The 22519-nt window shown below is 70.6% G+C and carries 18 protein-coding genes and 1 pseudogene; 9 read left to right on the top strand and 10 right to left on the bottom strand.

The genetic code is table 11. The features are described from left to right. Nucleotides 1-39 precede the first annotated feature (39 nt). The 4 genes from FHS44_RS05530 (at nt 40) to FHS44_RS05515 (ending at nt 7861) form a co-directional block, all read left to right on the top strand. Complete coding sequence (locus FHS44_RS05530; protein ID WP_184712752.1) at nt 40-771, top strand: SRPBCC family protein; 732 nt, start codon at nt 40-42, stop codon at nt 769-771. 231 nt (nt 772-1002) lie between these two features. Further along, the gene (locus tag FHS44_RS41635) at nt 1003-3828 is read left to right on the top strand and encodes a helix-turn-helix transcriptional regulator (protein ID WP_184712751.1); all 2826 of its coding nucleotides are present in this window, start codon (nt 1003-1005) and stop codon (nt 3826-3828) included. A 179-nt stretch (nt 3829-4007) separates the two neighbouring features. Next, nucleotides 4008-6770: a bifunctional glycosyltransferase/CDP-glycerol:glycerophosphate glycerophosphotransferase gene (locus tag FHS44_RS05520; RefSeq protein ID WP_184712750.1), complete on the top strand. Its 2763-nt coding sequence runs from the start codon at nt 4008-4010 to the stop codon at nt 6768-6770. Continuing rightward, nucleotides 6767-7861: a glycosyltransferase gene (locus tag FHS44_RS05515; protein WP_184712749.1), complete on the top strand. Its 1095-nt coding sequence runs from the start codon at nt 6767-6769 to the stop codon at nt 7859-7861. Before FHS44_RS05520 ends, FHS44_RS05515 begins: the two co-directional genes overlap by 4 nt. 9 nt (nt 7862-7870) lie before the next feature. Here FHS44_RS05515 and FHS44_RS05510 read toward each other — a convergent pair whose 3' ends face one another. The 3 genes from FHS44_RS05510 to FHS44_RS05500 are packed head-to-tail and all read right to left on the bottom strand — an operon-like array spanning nt 7871 to nt 10753. After that, nucleotides 7871-8923: a sulfotransferase family protein gene (locus FHS44_RS05510; RefSeq protein WP_184712748.1), complete on the bottom strand. Its 1053-nt coding sequence runs from the start codon at nt 8921-8923 to the stop codon at nt 7871-7873. 2 nt (nt 8924-8925) lie between these two features. After that, nucleotides 8926-9936 carry a sulfotransferase family protein gene (locus tag FHS44_RS05505; protein ID WP_184712747.1) on the bottom strand — a complete coding sequence of 337 codons (1011 nt, stop codon included), beginning with the start codon at nt 9934-9936 and terminating at the stop codon, nt 8926-8928. Nucleotides 9937-9961: 25 nt separating this feature from the next. Further along, nucleotides 9962-10753, bottom strand: a complete 792-nt coding sequence (locus FHS44_RS05500) for a CDP-alcohol phosphatidyltransferase family protein (protein ID WP_246435082.1) — start codon at nt 10751-10753, stop codon at nt 9962-9964. A gap of 267 nt (nt 10754-11020) precedes the next feature. Between FHS44_RS05500 and FHS44_RS05495 the strand changes: the two genes are divergently transcribed. After that, complete coding sequence (locus FHS44_RS05495; RefSeq protein WP_184712745.1) at nt 11021-11821, top strand: polysaccharide deacetylase family protein; 801 nt, start codon at nt 11021-11023, stop codon at nt 11819-11821. Here FHS44_RS05495 and FHS44_RS05490 read toward each other — a convergent pair. Further along, the gene (locus FHS44_RS05490) at nt 11728-12999 is read right to left on the bottom strand and encodes an acyltransferase family protein (protein ID WP_184712744.1); all 1272 of its coding nucleotides are present in this window, start codon (nt 12997-12999) and stop codon (nt 11728-11730) included. The two genes, FHS44_RS05495 and FHS44_RS05490, sit on opposite strands and share 94 nt — an antisense overlap. A 187-nt stretch (nt 13000-13186) precedes the next feature. Here FHS44_RS05490 and FHS44_RS05485 point away from each other — a divergent pair, with 187 nt between their 5' ends. Continuing rightward, complete coding sequence (locus tag FHS44_RS05485; RefSeq protein ID WP_184712743.1) at nt 13187-13549, top strand: nuclear transport factor 2 family protein; 363 nt, start codon at nt 13187-13189, stop codon at nt 13547-13549. Nucleotides 13550-13624: 75 nt separating this feature from the next. Continuing rightward, entirely contained in the window at nt 13625-14017 is a 393-nt protein-coding gene (locus FHS44_RS05480) for a hypothetical protein (protein WP_184712742.1), read from the top strand. A 63-nt stretch (nt 14018-14080) separates the two neighbouring features. Here the strand turns inward: FHS44_RS05480 and guaA are convergent, their stop codons facing one another. Together guaA and FHS44_RS05470 are read right to left on the bottom strand one after the other, a co-directional pair. Then, entirely contained in the window at nt 14081-15670 is a 1590-nt protein-coding gene (guaA, locus tag FHS44_RS05475) for a glutamine-hydrolyzing GMP synthase (protein WP_376771575.1), read from the bottom strand. A 61-nt stretch (nt 15671-15731) separates the two neighbouring features. After that, nucleotides 15732-17249, bottom strand: coding sequence for a DUF885 family protein (locus FHS44_RS05470; protein ID WP_184712740.1), 1518 nt, complete (start codon nt 17247-17249; stop codon nt 15732-15734). A gap of 163 nt (nt 17250-17412) precedes the next feature. On the opposite strand from FHS44_RS05470, the gene FHS44_RS05465 reads away from it, so the two are divergent. Continuing rightward, entirely contained in the window at nt 17413-17820 is a 408-nt protein-coding gene (locus FHS44_RS05465) for a hypothetical protein (protein ID WP_184712739.1), read from the top strand. A gap of 162 nt (nt 17821-17982) precedes the next feature. Here the strand turns inward: FHS44_RS05465 and FHS44_RS05460 are convergent, their stop codons facing one another. From FHS44_RS05460 to FHS44_RS42260, 3 genes are all read right to left on the bottom strand, one after another. Continuing rightward, complete coding sequence (locus tag FHS44_RS05460) at nt 17983-19194, bottom strand: pyridoxal phosphate-dependent decarboxylase family protein (protein WP_184712738.1); 1212 nt, start codon at nt 19192-19194, stop codon at nt 17983-17985. 314 nt (nt 19195-19508) lie between these two features. Beyond that, entirely contained in the window at nt 19509-20081 is a 573-nt protein-coding gene (locus FHS44_RS05455) for a PIN domain-containing protein (protein ID WP_184712737.1), read from the bottom strand. A 19-nt stretch (nt 20082-20100) separates the two neighbouring features. Then, nucleotides 20101-20553: a helix-turn-helix domain-containing protein gene (locus FHS44_RS42260; RefSeq protein WP_312863532.1), complete on the bottom strand. Its 453-nt coding sequence runs from the start codon at nt 20551-20553 to the stop codon at nt 20101-20103. A 63-nt stretch (nt 20554-20616) separates the two neighbouring features. On the opposite strand from FHS44_RS42260, the pseudogene FHS44_RS05445 reads away from it, so the two are divergent. Then, nucleotides 20617-21008, top strand: a pseudogene (locus FHS44_RS05445) (VOC family protein). A gap of 6 nt (nt 21009-21014) precedes the next feature. Here the strand turns inward: FHS44_RS05445 and FHS44_RS05440 are convergent. Continuing rightward, nucleotides 21015-22250 carry an alpha/beta hydrolase family protein gene (locus FHS44_RS05440; RefSeq protein WP_184712736.1) on the bottom strand — a complete coding sequence of 412 codons (1236 nt, stop codon included), beginning with the start codon at nt 22248-22250 and terminating at the stop codon, nt 21015-21017. Between the last annotated feature and the right edge of the window lie 269 nt (nt 22251-22519).

Below are 22519 nucleotides of genomic sequence, written 5' to 3'. Positions count from 1 at the left end.
AGTTCGCGTGTGGAGTGGTGATCGACAAGGAGCGGTTCGATGGCGATGCGGTTCGAGCACGAGTTCACGGTGCCGGTGCCGGTCGAGCGGGCGTGGACGACGCTGCTCGACGTCGAGCGGGTGGCCCCCTGCCTGCCGGGGGCGACGTTGGAGACGGTCAAGGGCGACGACCTGACCGGCCAGATAAGGGTGAAAGTAGGACCGATCACCCTCACCTACCGGGGGAAGGCCACGTTCGAGGAGGTGGACGAGCGGGGCCGTACGCTGACGATCCAGGCGAGCGGCAAGGAGACGCGCGGACCGGGCACGGCGTCGGCCACGGTCGTGGCGCACCTGCGTCCCGAGGAGGAACGGACGCGGGTGACCGTGGACACCTCGTTCACGGTGACGGGCCGTCCCGCCCAGTTCGGCAGGGGCGTGATGTCCGAGGTGGGCGCCCGGCTGATCGAGCGGTTCGCGAAGAACCTGTCCGAACTGCTCCAGGAACCCCGGCTCACCGTCGTCCAGGAGCGGCCCGGGGAAGTCCAGGAGCGGGCCGGGGAAAAGGTTTCCGGAAAGCGGGAAACATCGGAAACGGCCGGGGACATCCATCCGACGGGCACCTCACGGACCTCCCGCACCCCCGACGAGGAGGCCCTCGATCTCCTTGAGGTCGCCGGGATGCCCCTTCTCAAGCGGATCGCCCCGATCGCGGGCGGCGTCGCCGTACTCGTGCTGGCCGGGTGGCTGCTCCGCCGCGCCCTGTGCAGGCGCGCCGCCGGAGGTCACTGAGGGTCGCCGATCCTTATCGGAGGATGAAGAAAACCATAAACAAGAGTTATGGGGTGCGCCCACGGTGAAATCCCCATAGTGGGAGCGCTCCACCTCTTCAGGCTCTGGAACTGCGGTGATTCCGTGTAAGTCACAACAAGTCAGTTAATTTCTCAAACTGATGGTGAACGCGGATGCTATGGCGGATAGCGTCCTTGTATCGGGGAGGCCGATGCAGCATCAGGAGCAGCTATGAGGAGCCCGGCGTCACCCGATCTGATCGGACGTGGCGGTGAGCTGCGGGCGTTGGTCGAGGCGATGACCAGGCCACCCGCGGTCGTCCTGGTCGAGGGGGAGGCCGGGATCGGCAAGACCCGGCTCGTGCGCACCGCGCTCGCCCGCCTCACCCCCGGTGAGCGTCGCGTCCTGCTGGGCGGCTGCCACCGCATCCGCGAGCCGTTCCCCTACGGGCCGGTGTTCGAGGCGCTGCGGGACCTGGCGGGCGGGCTGCCACGGGCCGGGGAGCTGAACCCGGTGATCGGCGCCCTGCGTGACTACCTGCCGGAACTGCCCCTTCCCCCGGCGCCGCCGCCGCTCGGCGACTCCCGGGCCGAGCGGCACCGGGTCTTCCGGGCCGTCCGTGCCCTGCTGGCCGCCGCGGGCCCCGCCGTACTGGTGGTCGAGGACCTGCACTGGGCCGACGACGGGACCAGGGACCTGCTGCACTTCCTCATCGGGCAGCCGCCGGAGGAGCTGACGCTGGTGGTGACCTACCGGCGGGACGGCCACGGGCAGGCCGCGTTGCCGCTCGGCCACGCCTACCGGCGTCCGGCGGGCGCCGACAGCGTGGTGATCGCGCTGGCGCCGCTCGACGTCTCCGGCGTGCGCGGGATGGCCGCCGCGCTGCTCGGCCGCCCCGACCCGCCGGAGATGTTCGTCACCAGCCTGCGGGAGCGTACGGCGGGCATCCCGTTCGTGATCGAGGAGGTCCTCAGGTCGCTGCCCGCGACGGACGGCCCCGGCCCCGAGGGGCCGGACGCGCTCGACCACGTCGGCGTCCCGCTGCTGCTGCGCGAGGCGACCGCCGACCAGCTCTCCGGGCTTTCCGAGGCCGCCGTGCGGACGGTCAGGGCCGCCGCCGTCTTCGGCGTCCCGGTCGGCGAACGGCTCGTCACCGCGGTCGGCGGCGACCTGGCCGGGCTCGGTGAGGCCCTGGCGGCGGGCGTCCTCTACGAGGATCCCCCTGGCCGGTACGGCTTCCGCCACGCCCTTGCCCAGCAGGCGGTCTACGAGGCGATCCCGGGGCCAGAGCGGCGGGCGGCGCACGAGCGGGCGATGGCGGCGCTGCGGGAGTCGGAGCCGCTCGCGCTGGTGCAGCTCGCCTTCCACGCCAGGCAGGCGGGGATGCGCGAGGCCTGGTTGCGGTACGGCACGGCGGCGGCGGGCCACGCGGAGAAGCTGGGCGACACCCCCGTGGCGGTCGAGCTGATCGAGGACATGCTCGCCGACCAGGACCTTCCGCCGCGTGACCGGGGACCGCTGGTGCTGACGCTGAGCCGCCTGGCCACGACCGGGCTCTCCCACCAGCGGGTGGTACGGCTGCTGCGCCGTCTGCTCGGCAACGACCTCCTCGAACCCGACGTGCGCGGGGAGGCGCGGCTCAACCTGGGGCTGCTGCTGTGCAACCAGGCCAACGACAGCGCGGCGGGCAGGCCGGAGATCGCCACGGCGGTCGACGAGCTGCGGGACCGGCCGATGCTCGCCGCCCGTGCCTGCGCGGCGCTCGCGATGCCGTGGTGGGGTCCCGATCCCCTGTCGGCCCACCGGGAGTGGATCGACCGCGCCGAGGAGCTGGTCACTGCCGCCGACGACCCGGCGCTCGCGGCGGCGGTGCTGGTAAACCGGGTCTCCTTCGAGATGGCCGTCGGTTCCCCGCGCGCGTTCGACCTGGTGGCGGGGCTGCCGGTCACCGACAGGAACCCGAGCGTGCGCAGGGAGGTCGCCAGGGCCTACGCCAACCTCGCCGACGCGGCGGCGACCCTGGGGCATCTGGAGTGGGCCGAGCGGTTCGCGCGGGAGGGCCTGCGGCTCGCGGCGGCGGCGAACGCCCCGGTCTCCGCCTACCAGCTCGACGCGACGGAGCTGCGCAGGGACTGGTTGAACGGCCGGTGGGAGGGGCTGCGCGAACGGGCCCGCGCGCTGGCGGAGCTGGTCCCGGAGACTCCCCTGTCGGCGGCGGACATCTGGCTGGTCGTGGGGATGCTCGCGCTGGCCAGGGGTGAGTGGGAGGAGGCGGCAAGGCACCTGCGGGCGACCGGCCTTGAGGAGCCGGACGGCCACTTCCTGCCGGTCATGTTCACCGCGGCGGGCGGCATGATCGAGCTGTGCCTGGCCAGGGGCCTGACGCAGGAGGCCGTCAACCAGTCCGCCCGCGCGGTGACGCGGCTGCGGCACAAGGGCGTGTGGGTCTGGGGTGCCGCGCTGGTGCCCGCCGCCGTCGCGGCGCTGGTCAGGGCCGGGAGCGCGCAGGAGGCCGCAGCCCTGGTCGCCGAGTTCGCCGGGGGCGTCGAGGGTCGCGACGCGCCCGCCGCGCGTGCCGGGCTGGCCCTCGCCGAGGGGACGGTCTCGGCGGCGGCGGGACGGCACGCCGCGGCGGCCGAGCTGTTCGCCGGGGCCGAGGAGTCCTATGCCGCGCTGCCGCAGCCGTACCAGGCGGCGAGGGCGCAGGAGGGCAGGGCGCTGTCCCTGCTCACTCTCGGGGATCCGGCCGGGACCGCGCTGCTCACCGGGCTCGCCGGGCGCTACGACGAGCTGGGCGCGGTCCACGACGCCGCCCGGTGCAGGCGGACGTTGCGGGACACCGGGGTCGGCGTCGCGCCGCCGAGGTCGCGCGGCAGGGGTGGCGCGGGCGCTCTGTCCCGGCGTGAGCTTGAGGTGGCCAGGCTGGTGGCGCTCGGCAAGACCAACCGGGAGATCGCCGACGTGCTGTTCCTGTCTCCTCGTACGGTGGAGACCCACGTGGCGACCGTGTTACGCAAACTGGGTGTCCGGTCGCGGACCGAGGTCGTCTCCCCCTGATTCAGCTTCAACCAGCCACATAACAGTGTGAAAATGAATAAATGCCGCGAAACCCATGATCAAGGGAGATGAGACCAAGAAGGGAGACACATCCCCCCTGAACCATAAAGCAGCAAAAACAAATTCATAGCTCCATAAAGCGGACAATACCGATCACACTCCTGGGAAAGCCCCATACTGTGATCAAGGCTCCCGAGTGCAGTGTGATCGTCATCACCTACAACGACGCCGCCCGGCTGCCCAGGGCCGTACGGTCCGTGCTCGGCCAGTCGCTGCGGAACATCGAAGTGATCATCTCCGACGACGGCAGCACGGACGGGACCGAACAGGTCGCGCGCACGCTCAGGCGGAGTGACCGGAGAGTGCGCTACCTGCGTAGGGATGTCAACAGCGGTGGCTGCGGGGCGCCGAGGAACGACGGGGTCGCCGCCGCCCGCGCGCCGTACGTGATGTTCCTCGACAGTGACGACGAGCTGCCGCCGCACGCGTGCAAGAGCCTGCTCCTGGAGATGGAGCGCACCGGCGCCGACTTCGTGACCGGGCAGATCTCCCGGCTCCACGAGTGGAACGGCAGGATCAAGCCCTACTACCCCGGCCTGTTCGCGCGCCGCAGGGTCGTCGAGGGGATCGCCGGGGAGCCGGACATGTTCCTCGACTCCTTCAGCACCAACAAGATCTACCGGACCGCGACGCTGCGGGGGCTGCCGTTCCGCGAGGACCTCCACTACGAGGACCACGTCTTCACCACCGAGCTGTACTGCGTGGCCCGGCGCTTCGCCGTCGTCCCGTGGGTCGTCTACCTCTGGCACCGGGCCGCCGAGGGGGACGGCAGGCCGTCGATCTCGCTGAGTCTCCAGGAGATCGACAACGTCAGGCACCGGATCAGGGCCGCCGGGCTGAGCGACGACATCCTCCGGGGGAACGGCCTTGCGGAGCTGGTCGCCGACCGGCAGCGCCGGTTCGTCCGCCACGACCTGCCGGTCTATCTCAACCCGCTGCCCTCGCGCGGCCCTGCCTGGGCGCGGGAGTTCGCCGGGATCGTCCGCCCCTATCTGGCGGGCCTCGACCCCGGCGTCCTGGACGGCGTCGATCCGCTCGTGCGGGTCTGCTGCCATCTGATCCTCGACGGGGACGCCGACGAGCTGGTGGTCGCCGCCCGGTCGCTGACCACCCCGAGGGCCGCGCCGCGCTTCGCCGTACGGCGCGCGGGACGCACCTACTGGGGTACGGCTCCCGCGCGGGAGCTGGAGATCACCTCGCTCAGGATGGCCGAGCTGCCCTACGGCGCGGCCAGGCTGCGGCACGAGGCGGCCTTCCGGGGGGACGGCTCTCGGCTCGCGCTGACGGTCAGGACCTACGACCCGTTCGGGGTGCTGACCGCGACGCCGGGGTGGCGGGCGTTCGCGCGCTTCGGCGGGCACCGGGTGGAGCTCGCGCCACGGGCGCTCGACGACGGCTCCTACCTGAGTGAGACGACCGTTGACCTGGCCAGGGTCGGCAGGGGGCGCTTCGGCCACGAGAGCTTCCGGGACCCGAGCATCTCGATCGTCCGCGCCGACGGCCGGGACACCTCCGACCGGCTGCTCGTCGATCCCACGGCGGAACCGGTCAGGATCGCCGCCCCCGGTCACGAGATCGTCGCCGGTCCCGAGGGGCAGGCGGCGTTCCTGCGGATCAGGTGGCGGCGCACGGGGGCGCTGCGCTGGATCATGCCCAGGCTGGGCAGGCTCCGCGCCGGGCTGGTACGGCGCCTCGGCGCCCCCCGGGTGAAGCTGCGTGTCTACCAGACGTTGATCAAGGTCGTCCCGCCGCGCGAGAACCTGGTGCTGTTCGAGGCCGACGTGGGCGCCGGATACACCGGCAACCCCCGCTACGTCTACGAGGAGCTGCAGCGCAGGCGGGCGCCGTACGAGATGGTGTGGTCGGTGGCCAGGAACCGGCGCAACTTTCCCAAGGGCACCCGCCTGGTGCGGCGGATGAGCTGGCGCTACCTGTGGACCATGGCCAGGGCGGGCCACTGGGTGGACAGCCACGGCCTGCCGCTGGCCTACCCCAAGCCCGCAGGGACCCGCTACCTGCAGACCTGGCACGGCCAGGGCGTCAAGACGGTCGGCTTCGACGCCCCCGACCTGCGGGCCGACTTCGACGCGCCGAGGAGGACCTGGCGCGAGGCCGTGGCCCGCTGGGACGCCCTCGTCATGCCGAGCGCCGAGTTCGAGCGGATCTTCGTCACCTCCAACGGCTACCGGGGACCGGTCCTGCGGCACGGCTCGCCCCGCTGCGACGTGCTGGTCAACGGCGACCCCGACGCCGTACGGCGGGCGAAGGAGCGGCTCGAAATCCCCGAGGGCCGCAGGGTGCTGCTGTACGCGCCCACCTACCGGGACCGGGCCAAGTTCTCCGGCGCCTCGGTCAGGGCCGACCTGGCCATGATGGCCGAGGCGCTCGCCGACGGCTGGGTGGTGATCCTGCGGACCCACCCCGTCGAGCGCTACGCCGTACCGGAACGGCTGCGGCACTTCGTGCGGTTCGCGGGGGGCTATCCGGAGGTCAACGACCTGATGCTGGCCTCGGACGCGCTGCTGACGGACTACTCGTCGCTGATGTGCGACTACGCGGTCACCGGCAGGCCGATGTTCTTCCTGCTCGACGACTGGGACGAGTACCGGCGTGCCGAGCGGGGCGTCAACCACGACCTGCCCGCCATCGCCCCCGGCCCGTGCGTGACGGACACCGGGGAGCTGATCCGGGCGATCCGTGCCCTCGACGCCGACCCGGCCGCCTTCGCCGCCGAACACGCGGCCCGCTACGCCGCCTTCCGCGCGACCTGGTGCGCCGAGGAACGCGGGGACGCCTCGGCCAGGGTCGTGGACGCCTTCTTCGGCCCCGTGCCCGCCGTACGGCCACGGATCGTGGTGCCCGTCGCGGAGGGGGTCCGGTGAGCGGGGAGACCGTGGTGTTCGCGTGCCTGGACGCGGACACGCTCGGGGGGATCCAGCGGGTCACCCACACGCTGGCGCAGGGGCTGGCCGGGCGGGGGTACGACGTGCACGTGCTGGGGCTGCACCGGGCAGCCCGGCCCTTCCGTTACGTGGAGCAGCCCGGCTACCGGCGGCACGTGATCAACCGCTTCCCCTCCGGGAGGCTCTCGTGGAGCGCCGCGCACCGGGAGCGTCACCGGCTCCGTGGGCTGCTGCGCACGCTCGGCTCCGGCTTCGCCGTCCTCTCCTCGCCGGGGGTCGTCTCCCGGCTCAAGGACGTGATGCCCTCGCGGCTGCTGCCCATCGGGCAGTACCACGGCTCCTACGAGCACGCGCGGGGGTCGTGGCACCTGCGCTCGGCCGGCCGCGACTACGGCAAGCTGGAGAAGGCCGTCTTCCTCAGCGAGGAGGACGCCTGGTCCTTCTCCGAGCACGCGCTGCTGCCCAACGCCTGCGCGATCCCCAACCCGCTGCCCGGCTGGCCGTCCAGGACCTCACCGCTGACCCGGCACCGGGTGCTCGGGGTCGGCAGGCTTGAGGGCGTCAAACGGTTCGACCGTCTGATCACGGCCTTCGCCGAGGCCCGCCGTACGGCCGGGGACGACTGGGAGCTGCACCTGATCGGGGAGGGCGCGGAGCTGGGCAGACTCAGGGCGCACGCGTGCGAGCGCGGGGTCGCGCGCCACGTGGTGTTCCGCGGCGCGCTGCCCGCGGCGGAGATGGGCCGCGAGTACCTCGACGGGGCGATCGCCGCCCTGTCCAGCGAGCACGAGGGGCTGCCGCTGGTGCTCGCGGAGGCGGCGTCGTACGGCGTGCCGTCCGTGGCGTTCGACGTCTCCGGCGGGGTGCGGTCGCTGGTCGTCCACGGGGAGACCGGGCTGCTCGCCCCGGCCGCCGACGTGCCCGCGCTCACGGCGGCGCTGACCGGCCTGATGGCCTCGCACGAGGAGCGGCGGCGGCTCGGCGCCGCCGCCCGCGCCCACGTCGAGACCCTGCGGCCGGAACGGATCATCGACCGCTGGGAGTCGCTGTTCGAGCAGGTCCTGCGCTGACCGGGCGGGTCACGCCGAGCGGCCGCTGACGGTCACCGGCTCGTTGCGCGGCATGGGAACCCCGGCGAGCACGAGCTGGCCGGAGGTGAGCCGGGCACCGAGCGGGTTCGGCTCGCGCAGCCGTACCAGACGGTCGAAGGCGACCCGCTTCACCCGGGCCAGCTTGCGCCTGGCGGCGGTCCGCTCGTAGGTGACCATCCTGGAGGTCTCGGTCCTGGGCGCCCCGGTCAGCTCGTAGCCGTAGGTTTCGAGCCGGTCGCCGAGGACGCTCTCGCACAGCGAGACCTCCCAGGGGTCGAGCCGCTCCCGCCAGGAGCCCGCCCGCGCCGCGGTCACCTCGCCGTGCGTGCGCGAGTGCCAGGTCTTGTGCGCCGGTACGGCCACGCCCGCGATCCGCCTCGGCTCGCACATGTCCGGGGCGAAGTCCTCCCCGAGGAAGTCGCACAGCCTGCGCAGCTGGGCCTCGGGGTCGGCCGTCAGGTCCTCGTAGCGCAGCTCGTGGTAGCTGCCCTCGGGGAGCTTCGGCGCGCCGTGCCTGGCGAAGTCGATGGCCTCGGCCCAGGCGGACACGGCGCTGTAGACGTTCCCGCTGTACCAGGGCATCTCCTTCAGGGAGGCGACGCAGTCGCGGCCGTCCCTGATCAGGTGGACGAACTGCGCGTCGGGGAACAGCCTCAGCAGCACGTCGATGTTCTGGAAGTAGCTCGGCCGCTTGTCCCCCCAGCGGGGCTTGCCGTGCTGGGTGGCGTAGAAGCGCAGCACGATGCCCAGCGCGGAGCCCAGCGTCGGCGGCCCCTCGACGATCTGCCTGACCACCTCCTCGCCGTCGAGCCGCAGCTCGTGGAAGCGTGACTGGCGGCGTCCGACCACCCACTCGGCCAGCTCGCGCCTGCGCGCCGGGTCGTTCAGATCGCCGAAGCGCAGCCGCCTCTGGTAGGCGGCGACCATGAACCGGGTCTCCGGGGGAATCGCGATGCGGGGGTGGGAGTGCAGCATGAGCTGCAGCAACGTCGTCCCTGAGCGGGGACAGCCCACGATGAAGATCGGTCGGTCCGACTGCATACTCAGACCTTCGCCAGCTCGCCGAGCTGCCGGGTGGTGAGCTGCGCGGCCACCGGGCCCGGCTCGCGGAAGCGGTTGATCCGGTCGCGGAACCCCTTGCGCCTGCGGGCCCAGCGCCGCTTCGAGGCGGCGTTCTCGCACGCCTCCACGTGGGCCTTGCTCGCCTTGGGCGCGCCGGTCAGCTCGTAGCCGTTGGCCGTCAGCCGCTCGCCGAGCACGGTCTCGCAGACCGAGATCTCCCACGGCTCCAGCCTGGTCCGCCACGATCCGGCCCTGGCGGTCGTCACGTCACCGTGGGTGTTGCTGTGCCAGACCTTGTGCTGCGGGATCGCCATCCTGCCCACGTGGTACGGCTCGCTCATGGCGGGGTCGTAGTCCTCGCCCAGGAAGTCGCAGAGCTTGCTCAGCTCGGTCTCCGGGTAGGCCGTCAGGTCCTCGTAGCGCAGCTCGTAGTAGCTGTCCGCGGGCAGGTTCCTGGCGTGCTTACGGCCGTAGTCGATGGCCTCGGCCCAGTTGGTCACCGCGTGGAAGACGTCCTTGGTGTACCAGGGCATCTCCTTCAGGGAGGCGACGCAGTCGCGGCCGTCCCTGATCAGGTGGACGAACTGCGCGTCGGGGAAGAGCCTCAGCAGCAGGTCCACGTGGTGGAAGTAGCTCGGTCGCTTGTCGCCCCAGCGGGACTTGCCGTACTGCTCGGCGTAGGAGCGGAAGGCGATGCCGAGCGCGGAGCCCAGCGTGGGCGGGCCCGCGACGATGTCCTCGACCAGCTTGTCCCCGTCGAGCCTGAGCTCCTTGAACTTGGTGTCCTTGTCACCGACGATCCACCGGGCCAGCCTGCGCCGGTTGGCCTGCTCGCGCAGGTCCCCGAAGGCCAGCCTGCGGTAGTAGCCGGGGACGACGAAACGGGTCTCCGGCGGCACCGCGATGCGCGGGTGGGAGTGCAGCATGAGCTGCAACATGGTGGTGCCGGAACGCGGACATCCGATCACGAAGATCGGTCGATCGGACTGCATGACAACGAACCCCCGAAAAAGATGATCAAACAGGTACGCGCTGCGCGTTCTCCGGGCGCGGGACGAAAGGCGTCGACCGGGTGAACCGCCACATTCGATAGATCAGCACGATCTCGTTCAGCAGGAGCAGCGACCCCGCGGCGGCCGCGACGGGCAGCAGCATGACGGGCCCGGCCAGGGCGCCGAGCAGCGGGCCGACCACGAAGACCGCGGCGTGGAACTCGATCCCGCTGACCAGATGGGTGCGCACCCGGTGCTTGACGAGGACGCGGCCGACCCTGCGCCGCAGGCTCGGCGGCTTCGGCGGCCGCTGGACCACGACGCGTTCCTTCTGCGGCTGCTCCGCCCTGTTCTCCTTGACCGCCTCACGCACCCGCCTCATCTGCGGCGCGTTCACGTACCGGAACAGGTCGAGCACCGCGACCCCGGCGCCGAGCAGGACGAAGGAGACGCTTCCCGTCACGGCGTACTGGCCGAACGCCAGGCCCGTGGCGCAGCAGACCACCCTGATGCGGTCTCCCACGTAGTCGAGCCAGAGGCCGAACGGGGTCCCCGTCCCCTTGAGACGGGCGATCTTCCCGTCCATACAGTCGACCATGAAGCTCACGTAGAACAGCGCGGCCCCCGCCACGAGCTGTCCCAGCGCGAAACAGGCCGCCGACCCCAGACCGAGGAGCAGCGACAGGCGGGTGAGCCCGTTCGGCGTGACGTCTGTGTGGTTGGCGACGACGAGCGTGAGCCTGCACGCCACCGGGTCGACCAGGAAGACAGTCCACCAGGAGTCTTTTCGTTTCCGGGTCGCGTGAACGTCGTTCAACGAATAGGCCCTCATGCCTCCCAGGATGGCCACCCAGAGTGATCGGAGAGCGACACTCTGACGCCAAGAGAGGATCTCCATACCGGTTCTTGACCAGCCGTGGCATACCGTGCCGCCCCCGCCCAACCGGTCATGGCCCGGGGCCGTACGGGAACCAGAGGTATCCATTTTTCACAGGACATCGTGACTCATGTCCCCCGAGGGTGTTGACATGCCTCGATAGCATGTTTTCTTCCCAGAAGTCACTCGACCCGGAAGCTCACCCTCATGAAGTCTCCCGCCCGACTGCTCCTGGCCGCCACGTGCACCGTGGCCCTGCTGTCCTCGCCCGGCGCGGCGTGGGGCACGAACAAGCCGAAAGCGGAAAAGACGAAGCCGGTGGACTGCGCGAAGGTCAAGTGCATCGCGCTGACGTTCGACGACGGCCCCGGCAAGTACGCCGACAAGCTGCTCGACACCCTCAAGAAGACCAACTCCAAGGCCACGTTCTTCCTTGAGGGCCAGTACGTGAAGTCACGCAAGGCGTTCGCCAAGCGGATGGCCGTCGAGGGCCACGAGCTGGGCAACCACAGCTACACCCACCCCCACCTGCGCGACCTGAGCGAGGAGAAGATCCGCGAGGAGCTGACCCGCACCCAGGACATCGTCAAGCAGGCCACCGGCAAGACCCCCACCCTGCTGCGTCCGCCGTACGGCGAGCTGGACTATCGGGTGCAGGCCATCGCCAAGGAGATGAACCTGCCGATCGTGCTGTGGAACGGCGGTTCCCGCGACTGGGCGACCAAGAACGAGAAGGCCATCTACGACGAGGTGCTCAAGAACGCCAAGCGTGACGGGGTCATCCTCATGCACGACTGGGTTGAGCAGACCGTCAAGGTGATGCCCAAGCTGATCGCGGCCCTGCAGAAGCAGGGCTACCACGTCGTCTCGGTCTCCTCGCTGCGCGGCGCGAACAAGCTGGAGGCGGGCTCGATCTACCCGGTCGGCTCGGAGAAGGACGACCTGGCGGCCGAAACGCCCGACTCCCCCGACGCCCCCGAGGCGGCCTCGCCCGAGGACGGCCTGTGAGCCAGTCTCCGGCCGAGCCGCTGCATCGGTAGCTCGACGTAGCGGTAGGTCAGCCAGCTCAGGCCGACCACGACGGCCAGGAAGGCCGCCGAGACCGAGAGCTGCACCGCCTGCGGCATGGCCGTCACGTCCCCGACGAGGGCGTGGAAGAGCCTCAGCAGCGGGTGGTGCAGCAGGTAGAGCGAGTAGCTGATCAGCCCGAGCCAGACGACGGGACGCGGCAGGCGACGTCCGCGCAGGGCCATGGCCCCGGCGAACGTCGCCGCCGCGAGCCCGACCGTGGCGAACCACACGCCCGGCTGGACCCACCACCAGCCCGCCTGGATCGACCACACCGGGGCGAGCGCCACGAGCACGGCGGCTGCGGCCACCGGGGCGATCCCGCCCGTGCCCTGCTCCCAGCGGCGGATCGCGGTCCCGGTGAACATCACCGCCAGGATCGTCGCCCCGAGCCACGGGACGAACCCCGAGAAGAGCGTCAGCACCACGGCCATCACGCCGAGCACGCAGGCGGCGACCGTACGGAACCGGCCGCCGACCACGCACGCCATGCCCACGCAGAACAGCACCCCGGCGACGTAGGCGGGCCACGGCCCCCCGAGCAGCGGCGCCGACAGCACCAGCCCGGCCCCGATCCCGACGACGCCGAAGACGACGGCGACGAGGCCGCTCCTGAGGTGCAGGCCGCGCACGAACAGCGCGGTCACCAGCAGGTAGAAGACCATCTCGTAGGAGAGCGTCCACATGGTGTCGGCCAGGCCGCCCATGTGCAGGACGTCCATCAGCATCGTGACGTGCCCCGCCACCCCCTCCAGGCCGCGCGGCACCTGCTCACGAACCGGCAGCCAGAACGCCATGACCAGGACGAACCCCACGACCAGCAGGTAGATCGGGTAGAGCCGGAACGCCCTGCTGATCCAGAAGGCGCGTACGTCCCCCCGCCCCTCCAGGGAGACCGGGATGATGTAGCCGCTGACCAGGAAGAACACCAGCACGCCGTACATGCCGAGGTTGAACCAGTAGGGCCTCAGGGCCGGCATGAACCACGGCAGCAGGTGTTCGAGCAGCACCGCGACCGCGCCGAGGCCGCGAAGCGCGTCCAGCCAGGCCAGTCGCTGGCCCGTCACAGGTGGTGGCGGCGCCGGGGTCGGCGTCGGAAGGGCGGCGGGGGGAGACATTCGCCCCAAGTTACCTTCTCGCTACCGACAGGACCCGACCGACTCCCCTCGTACACAGGACACTCCCAGGTTGACCGATAGGCGGCGTGAGAAGTACCGGTCAATGACTGATTCCCCGTTCCGCGATGCTCCGTAGCGTTATGACCTGCGAGAACGACCCCACTGCGGACGACGAGGAGAGATCGACATGACCGACGCCACCAAGCTGGTCGAGCGCTACCTGGCCATCTGGAACATCACCGACGACGCCGAGCGGCGCGCGGAGATCGACGCCGTATGGACCGAGGACGCCCGCTACGTGGACCCCCTGGTCGACGTCACCGGACGCGACGCGATCGACGCGACCATCGCCGCCGTCCAGCAGCAGTTCCCCGGCCTGGTCTTCACCCCCGGCGACGACGTGGACGCCCACCACGACCTGGCCCGCTTCACCTGGAAACTCGGTCTTGAGGGCGGCGAGGCGATCGTGGTCGGCTTCGACGTCGCGACGCTGACCGAGGACGGCCGGATCAGCACGGTCCACGGCTTCCTCGACCAGGTCCCGGCCTGACCCCCGGCGTCCGGGACGGCCCCGCCGCGCCGTCCCGGACGTTCCCAGAACCCCTCCCCGAGAAAGGCTCCTGACATGGCCCCCACCACCACGACCGGCCCCCTCCTCCGTCTGGCCCTGCGGCTCGACGCCGTCGTCACCGGCGTCAACGGCCTGGCCTACCTGCTGCTCGCGGGCCCCATCAACGACCTGCTCGGCCTGGCCGTACCCCTCCAGCGTGGTGTCGGTGTCTTTCTTCTGGTGTACGGCGTCGCGGTCTGGCTGCTGGCCATGCCGAAGACCGTCAACCGGGGTGCCGTGACCGCCGTCATCGCCCTGAACGCCCTGTGGGCCGTGGCGAGCGTCGTCGAACTTGCCCTCGGTGGGCTGGGCACGACGACCTTCGGGGCCGTCTGGGTGTTCGCGCAGGCCCTGGTCGTGGGTGGATTCGCCGCCCTGCAGTACGTCGCCCTCCGCGGCGACCGGTGAGCTGGGTGCGGAAAACGGCGCGGCCCCCGGAGAGGATCTCTCCGGGGGCCGCGCCGTGAGGTTCTACTCCCACTCGATGGTGCCCGGGGGCTTGCTGGTCACGTCGAGGACTACCCGGTTGACCTCGCGGACCTCGTTCGTGATCCGGGTGGAGATCCGGGCCAACACCTCGTAGGGAAGCCGCGACCAGTCGGCCGTCATGGCGTCCTCGCTGGAGACCGGACGCAGCACGATCGGGTGACCGTAGGTGCGGCCGTCACCCTGGACGCCGACCGAGCGGACGTCGGCGAGCAGCACCACCGGGCACTGCCAGATGTCCCGGTCGAGACCGGCCCTGGACAGCTCCTCACGGGCGATGACGTCGGCCTCGCGCAGGATCTCCAGGCGCTCGCGGGTGACCGCGCCGACGATGCGGATGCCCAGCCCGGGGCCGGGGAACGGCTGACGCCAGACCATCGCGGACGGCAGCCCGAGTTCCTCGCCCGCGCGGCGGACCTCGTCCTTGAACAGCGCCCGCAGCGGCTCGACCAGCGTGAACTGAAGGTCGTCGGGCAGGCCGCCCACGTTGTGGTGGGACTTGATGTTGGCGGTGCCCGTGCCGCCGCCGGACTCGACGACGTCGGGGTAAAGAGTGCCCTGGACGAGGAACTCGACCGGGCCGTCGGCGAGGATGGCACGCTGCTCGTCCTCGAAGACCCGGATGAACTCGCGTCCGATGATCTTGCGCTTCTCCTCGGGGTCGGTCACCCCGTCGAGGGCCTTCAGGAAGCGCTCCTGGGCGTCGACCACCCTGAGCTTGACGCCGGTGACATCGACGAAGTCGCGCTCGACCTGCTCGGCCTCGCCCTTGCGCAGCAGCCCGTGGTCCACGAAGACGCAGGTCAGCCGGTCGCCGATGGCCCGCTGCACCATCGCCGCCGCGACCGCGGAGTCGACACCGCCGGACAGGCCGCAGATCGCGCGGCCCTCGGGGCCGATCTGGGCGCGGATCGCCTCGACGGCGTCCTCGACGATGTTGAGCATCGTCCAGGAGGGGCGGCAGCCCGCCGCCTCAAGGAAGTGCTTCAGCACGGCCTGGCCGTGGTCGCTGTGCAGGACCTCGGGGTGGAACTGCACGCCGTACAGGCCGCGCCCCGGGTGCTCGAAGGCGGCGACCGGCGTCTCGGCGGTCGTGGCCGTGACGAGGAAGCCCTCGGGGGCGGCGGCGACGCTGTCACCGTGGGACATCCAGACCGACTGCGTGGCGGGCAGACCGGAGAAGAGCACGCCCTCGCTGGCCACGTCGAGCCGCGTCCCGCCGTACTCGGCGACGCCGGTCTTGGCCACCTGGCCACCGAGCGTCTGGGCCATGACCTGGAAGCCGTAGCAGATGCCGAAGGTGGGCACCCCGGTCTCGAACAGCCCCTCGGGGGCGGCCGGGGCACCCTCGGCGTAGACCGAGGAGGGGCCGCCGGACAGGATGATGGCCTTGGGATTCTTGGCCATCATCTCCTCGACCGGCATCGTCGAGGGGACGATCTCGGAGTAGACGTGGCATTCACGCACCCGTCGCGCGATCAGCTGCGCGTACTGCGCGCCGAAGTCGACGACGAGGACCGTGTCGAACTCAGACACAAGACCCCCAAAGAAAACACAGCGGTCCTCCCAGTCTATCGGCGCCCATCAGCGCGGTTACTCACCACCGCGAGCCCTTCCCCGGCGACCGGGCACCTGCCTAGGCGAGGGCGTTGCCGAGCAGGCCGAGGGGCGGGGAGCCGAGGTCGAGCATGGCGGTGTGGAAGCGCTTGGGCGTGAACCCCGTCCCCCACTCGGCCCTGGCCCGCGAGCGAAGATCGAGGATCTCCAGTTTTCCCCACGTGTACCGGCCGTAGGTCGGGTCGAAGGTAGCCCTGGACGCCTCGGAGAGGGCGGCGGGACCCGCCAGGTGGGTGTCGGCCTCGAAGCGCGCGGCCCCCTCCTGGACGGTCATCGCGCCGCTGTGGACGCCGATCGCGCAGGCCAGCCGGGTCACCCGGATCAATGCCTCAAGCCAGACGCCGATCTCGAAGCGCGGGTCCTCGGGGGCGAAGCCCTCCTCGACGCACAGCTCCTCCGCGTAGTGCGCCCAGCCCTCGATGAACGCCAGCGACATGAGCGTACGGCGCACCGGCGAGGGGACGTGCCGCAGGGCACGGCCGTGGGAGAAGTGCCCCGGGGCGACCTCGTGCACGTTGATCGCGGGAAGCGTGGTGGCGCTGAAGACCTCAAGCCACTCCTCGATGTCGCGCTCCGGCCACGACGGCTCGGGCGGGGTGACGTGATACCACGAGGGGGCCTCGGGTTCTCCGGGCGCGGCCCAGCTCATCATCGCCATCCCCCACCTGCGCGACTCCGGCGCGATCCCGACCAGGCACTCGCCGTCGTGGTAGGGCACCAGGTCCTTCTCCCTGGTGAAGGCGATGGCCCGTTCTGTGCCGACCCTGGCGGCCTCGATCACGCCGTCGATCCCCGGGTGGTCCTTGACCAGCTCGCGGGCGACGTCGAGCGGGGACCCGCCGCCCCGCCCCAGGCGCGCGCAGGACTCGGCCAGCCTGGCCAGCAGCCGGTCACGTTCGGCATCGGCCCGTACGGCCAGCGTGCCGAGATCGACGGGAAGACCGTCACCGGCCCCCATCAGCCTGGCCAGCCCGGCCGCCCCGAGGGAGGCGTCGGGGTCGCCGGAGCGGGCGGCCTCCTCCACGTGCTCGGCCAGGCGGGCGTGGGCCTTGAGCGCGGCCTCGCGCACCGAGGCGTCGGCGTCCGCGGGCACCCCGGCGGCCAGGCCGCGCACGGCGCCGAGCAGCGCGGTCGCGACGGGGGCGCTGAGCAGGTCGAGGGAGGTGATCGCGTGGTCGACGGCCTCCGGCCACAGGGCGAGGTGGGCGTTCCTCGCGGCGACCCGCTCCGCCTCCGGGGCGTACTCGCGGTCGTAGGTGGCCAGGTCGAGGTTCTCCAGGTGCGCCAGGGGGTTGCGCCGGTGCAGCTCCAGCTCGCCGTACCTGACCCGGGCGTCCTCCTCGAAGATCCGCAGGTGCGCCGCGTCGTGGGGGTCGGCGGGCGGCTCTCCCGCGCCGAGCGCGGCCAGCCCGGTGCGCACCCCTTCGGGGGAGAGGTCCTGGATGCGGCCGTCGTACTCGTGTCTGCCCGCCATCTCCCTGATCTGCGGGAGGGACAGGTCGCACACCGCGCGCAGGCGGCTGTCGAGTTCGCTCATGGCTCTGACGCTATATCAGGCGATCAGGGCGAATCCCCGGCTTTTTCCCGACTTGCTTGGCAGGAAAGCGATGGTTTTTGGCGCTTTATCGGCTCATAGGAAAACGCCAGAGAAAAGTAGTTTGACGAGCACAAATCCCCATTCGGTCCAGGAAAGAGGCTCCATGCGAAAGCTCGTCCTCGCCGTGCTGGCCGTCCTCTCCGGCCTCGCGCTCCTGTCCGTCCCCTCCACGGCCCAGGCCGCCCAGTCCACCAAGGCACTGGTGAGCTGCCCCGGCGACAAGGCGGAGACCGGCGACGGAATCACCGTCAAGGTCTACTACGTGCCCTACGGCAGCGGCTGCCAGGTCAACCACGTGCAGGCCTGGAGCGCCTCCGGCTCCAAGTACGGACACTTCAACCTCTTCGGCCCCTACGGCTGGTCGGACAACAGCCCCACCAAGTCCTGGGGCTGGGGTGAGCCGTACAACTCCTACCCCTGGGTGGTCGCCTGGTCCGGCCACCTGTGGTGCGCCAAGTTCTACGACGGCAACAACCAACCCGTGACAGACAACATCTGCGTCACCCTCTGACGCCCCCGCGCCGCCGTACCTCATGAGGCACGGCGGCGCGGCGGTTCACTCCCCACCTGCCGCTTTTACCGGTACGGCGGTTCACTCCCCACCTGCCGCTCCTACCGGTACGGCGGCTCGCTCCCCCACCTGCCGCTCCTACCGGTACGGCGGCGCGGCGGTTCACCCCCCAAGCTCGGTTATCCGGTCGAGTAGTGCGTGCAGTGTCTTGTCGTCGGTCGCGGGGGCCATGACGCTGGCCCGCAGGTGACGGACCCCGCCGATCTCGGCCGAGGTCAGGTGGAAGGCCCCGTCGGCCGTCAACGCCTCCCTGATCGCCGCCTGGTCGCCGCCGCCGTACCGGAAACAGACGATGTTGCTCTCCGGCTCGTACGGCAGCGCGAACCCGGGCCGCTCCCGGGCCAGTTCCCACAGGCGACGCGCGGTGGCGTACTGCCGCGCGACGTACTCCCCGAGCCCCCGTTCCCCCCGCCAGGCCAGGTTGAGGAAGATCTTCAGGCCGAGCTCGGCCTTGCTGCACTCGACGGTCCTGCCGATCGAGTCGAACCCCTGGTCCCCGTAGAACAGGTAACTCGCCCGCTGCCTGAAGGCCGCGTCCAGTGCGTCCCCACGCCTGACCAGCACGGCCGCCGCGAGACTTGAGGTGCGCAGCATCTTGTGCGCGTCCCAGGTCAGCGAGTCGGCCAGCTCGACCCCGTCGAGCAGGCGCCTGTGCCCCTCGGCCAGCAGCGCCGAGGCCCCGTGGGCGCCGTCCACGTGGAACCACAGGCCGTTGGCGGCGCAGAACTCCCCGATCCGCCGCAGGTCGTCGTACAGCCCCGTCCCGGTCGCGCAGGCCGCCGCGACCAGCGCCATCGGCCGCCGCCCCGCCCGCCGTACCCGATCGAGAGCCTCAGGCAGCCGCGCCACGTCGATCCGACCGAGGGAGTCGGTGTCCAGCGGCACGACGGCCCGCTCCCCCAGCCCGAGGATCGCCGCGGCCCGGGTGAGCGAGTAGTGCGCCGACTCGGGCGCGAGCAACGCCAGGTCTCCGGGAATCCCGTTCTCCCACGCGTCCGGTACGGCCGCCGCCCGCGCGGCCAGCAGGGCGGTGAGGTTGGCCAGCGACCCCCCGTGGGTGAGCACGCCCCCGCCCGCCTGGCCGTACCCGGCCTTGTCCAGCATCCAGCGCACGACCTCGAACTCGACGGTCGCGGCCGCGGCGCCCATCTCGTAGGCCGCCATCGGGTTGTTCGCGGCGCCGTGCACGAGGTCGGCGAGCGCGGCGGGGAAGTCGGGCGCGGCGATCTGGTGGCCGAGGTGACCGGGATGGTGGAACCTGGTCCCCTCGTCGAGGTAGACCGCCAGAAACTCCGCGTAGGCCTCCGGCGTCATCCCCCCTTCACGAATCCACCGCGCCAGATCCAGCCGCTCCGCCAACTCCCCCGGCCCCCGCCGCCCAACGACGGCCCCCAACCCCCGCTGACTACCGTCCACATAGTCAGCCACCCGCCCAACGGTCACACCCGCCGCAGCGACGAACTCCTCAACATTCCAAACCACACCCGGATACTGGAGGAATTCGCCGCGAATCTCCACTTTCGCCATGGTCACCGTGATCTCAGCTGGACGACTCTGGCCCCGGGGTAGGTGTAAATCGACCAGGAACGTCGAGGGCAGGAAGGAACCACTTCGACTCCATCACTTCATCAGACAGACAGGCCATCCAGGCGATCGCGGGCACTCCGCGCGAAGAGCGTCACCCCTGCCCGATCCAGAGCACCGACGAGGTCTATCGTGGTCATGGGCGGGCGCCGCTTCCCCGCCGCCATTCGCCTCAGAACCCCCAGCACCTCACGAGGGCTCCGGCTCAGCAACGAGCACAAATACGCGTCAGGATCAGCGACGGTCACCCCGTACCGGGCGAGGAAAGCCGCCGGGAAGTCCGCGAGATTCCAGGTCACCAGGACACGTACGCGGCCTGCGACGGCAGCAGCCATGTGGTGGCAGTCGTCCGGATCAGGCCCTTCCATCTGAGCGAGCAGGTGCTTGTAGTCGTCGTCGGGAACCCGACTGTCAGCGAAGAACTCCCGGATCGCCGCGCTGATACCCGCCGCCGCAGGCGCGGAGCGCTGTCGCTCTCGCACGATGACCCGCTCCCACTCCGCCAGCAGGTGATCACTCCAGACCAGAGTGTGCACCGCGTCCTCGGTCAGGGCGAGCATCAGGTCCATCAGCGAGAACGGGAAAAGCACGTTGGTGTCGACGAAGACACGGGCCATCGGCCAGTCTCCAGGAAGGTCAGTAGGGCAGGTCCACCTCTTCGGCGAGTTCCATGATCCTGCGCCGACCTTCCGCGCGCCGTTCACGTCGAGCCTGGAACTCCAGGACATCCGTGAGGCGGACCAGACGGTGACGACTGCCGGGCAGGTGCTGGGAGGGAATCTCGCCCTCGTCGAGCAGACGGGCGACGAAGGGGCGTGACAGCCCGAGCACCCGGGCGGTCTCACTCGGGGTCAGCCTGGTCTCCATCGGGAGCGCGAGGACGGCGTTGCCCTTCGCGAGGTCGTGAGCCGCGGCCAGCACGAGAGCGAGAAGAGATTCGGGCAGCACGACGTCACGGCTGTCGGGTCCGCGCAGCACCAGCTGCGCGTCCTCGGCGACGTCCCCGAGGTGGGCCAGCAGCTCACGATCGTCGCTGTCGGCCTCGACACGGACGGCATTGGCGAGAACTCCGGCACGAGCCACGAGCACCTCCTGCAGGATAACTGCAATAAGTGTAACCGACAGCGCCCCTGGCTCCCTACGATCGGGATCATGCGAATCGATCTGTTCACGGTCGTCGTGGACGACTACGACCCGGCTATCGAGTTCTTCGTCGGGGTGCTTGGCTTCGAGCTGGCCGAGGACTCGCCGTCCCTGACGAACGACGGGCGGCCCAAGCGATGGGTCGTCGTCCGTCCGCCCGGGGCGGAGACGGGCATTCTCCTCGCCCGTGCGGACGGCGACCACCAGGCGCCGCCGTCGGGAACCAGGTGGCGGGGCGGGTGGGGTTCTTCCTGCGGGTCGACGACTTCGACGCGGCCTACCGGCGGATGACGGCCGCGAACGTCAGGTTCGTAACCGCCCCCCGCGCCGAGCCGTACGGCCAGATCGCCGTCTTCCTCGACATCGCGGGCAACCGCTGGGACCTCCTCGGCCCGGCCTGACCGCGGCTAGGAGCAGGTGCTCGCGGGCGGGGAGCAGTGCTTGACCTCGGGATAGCGGGGAGAGGGGGCGTCCAGCAGGGGTTGCGGTCTGCCGCGTAGGTGGCGGTCGAGGAAGGCGAGGACGTACTCCCTGGTGATCTTCAGGGAGCGGGTGCCGGACAGCTCACCGTCATGCGGGACACCGAGTTGGTCGGCCAGCGGGATGAGGTCGGTGAAGGAGGAGTGCTCGGCCCCGGTGACCGTGAGCCAGCGTTTCCAGCCGGTCAGGAGCTTCCAGTCACGGTCCCACGCGGGGCTTCCACCTCCCGGGGTGTGCCCCTGCGACGCCAGGAACATGAACGGTCGCGCCAGCCCCTCCTGAGGGATCGGGGCGTAGGTGTTGCCGTCCATGTCGATCCCCGCGCGCACCCGGTCGTCCTTCACCATCGCCGCCAGCGAGCTCGCGCCGCCCAGCGAGTGACCCGCCATCGCGATCCTGGTGGGGTCGATCAGGGAGGCGCCCGCCCACTTCGGACGGGGACCGGTCAGCTCGTCGAGCACGAAGGAGACGTCGGCCGCCCGTACGGCCACCGCCTTCTCCCCGAAACCCTCCTCGTGATCGACCTCGCACGCGACACAGGTGGTGAACCGCCCGTCGGGGAAGCTCGTACCCCGGCTCTCGTAGGTGTGGTCGATCCCGGCCACCACGTATCCCCTGCTCGCCAGTTCCTCCGCCAGCGCCGTGAGGGTCTTGCGTGACCTGATGAAGCCCGGAGAGAGCACCACCAGCGGCAGCCCGTGCCTGCGCCCCGCGGGCCTGGCGCCGAGGAAGGCGTTGGTCCGCGCCTCACCGAGGATGCCCGGTGGCAGGTCGGTGATCCCCTCCCCTCTGATCAGGGCCTCCGACTCCTGCACCGTCATGTACGGCGCCCGCCGCCCGCTCCTCCCCACGGCCGGGTACCACACGGAGACCATCAACTCCCTGACCTTCACGGCCGGAACCCACGGGTCGGACCGGGAGGTGTCCTTCAGGTGGAGGGAGACGGTACCGACCGGATGAGGCCCGGCCGGCGCGGGCAACCTCGGCGTGACAACCGAAACAGCTTCGGAGCCGGAAGCGACGGTGGCGGAGGCGGGGGTCGTCGAGGTGAGGAAGGCCAGCAGACCGACGACGACAGCCGTGCCGCGCCGTACGGCCCGCCCGCTCGTTGTCCGTCCGGGACCAGGAATCGCCGTGCCGTACCGGCCGGTCTCATTAGTCATGAAATATCCGTCCTTCCCCATCGGAACGGCTCCCCTGAAAGGACAGCCGGAAGACGAGAACGACGGTAGGCGCGGCCGATCCCCATTCGCGTCGGCCATCAAACCGATATTGGATACCTCCGGAAAACGACCGATTCATGAAATCGTCCGCGCGGTGTACTTCTCGGGAAGGGAAGGGTGGTCTTCTTGGCGGATGTGGGGGCGGGGTGGTGGAGGCCACAATGGGCGGGTGGTGGCAGAGGGACGACGGTCGTGGAGGCGGTACGCGC

The organism is Streptosporangium saharense (assembly GCF_014203715.1).
Taxonomy (GTDB): domain Bacteria; phylum Actinomycetota; class Actinomycetes; order Streptosporangiales; family Streptosporangiaceae; genus Streptosporangium; species Streptosporangium saharense.
The sequence above is the reverse complement of the archived record's forward strand: the minus strand, read 5'-3'. Positions and strand labels throughout refer to the sequence as shown.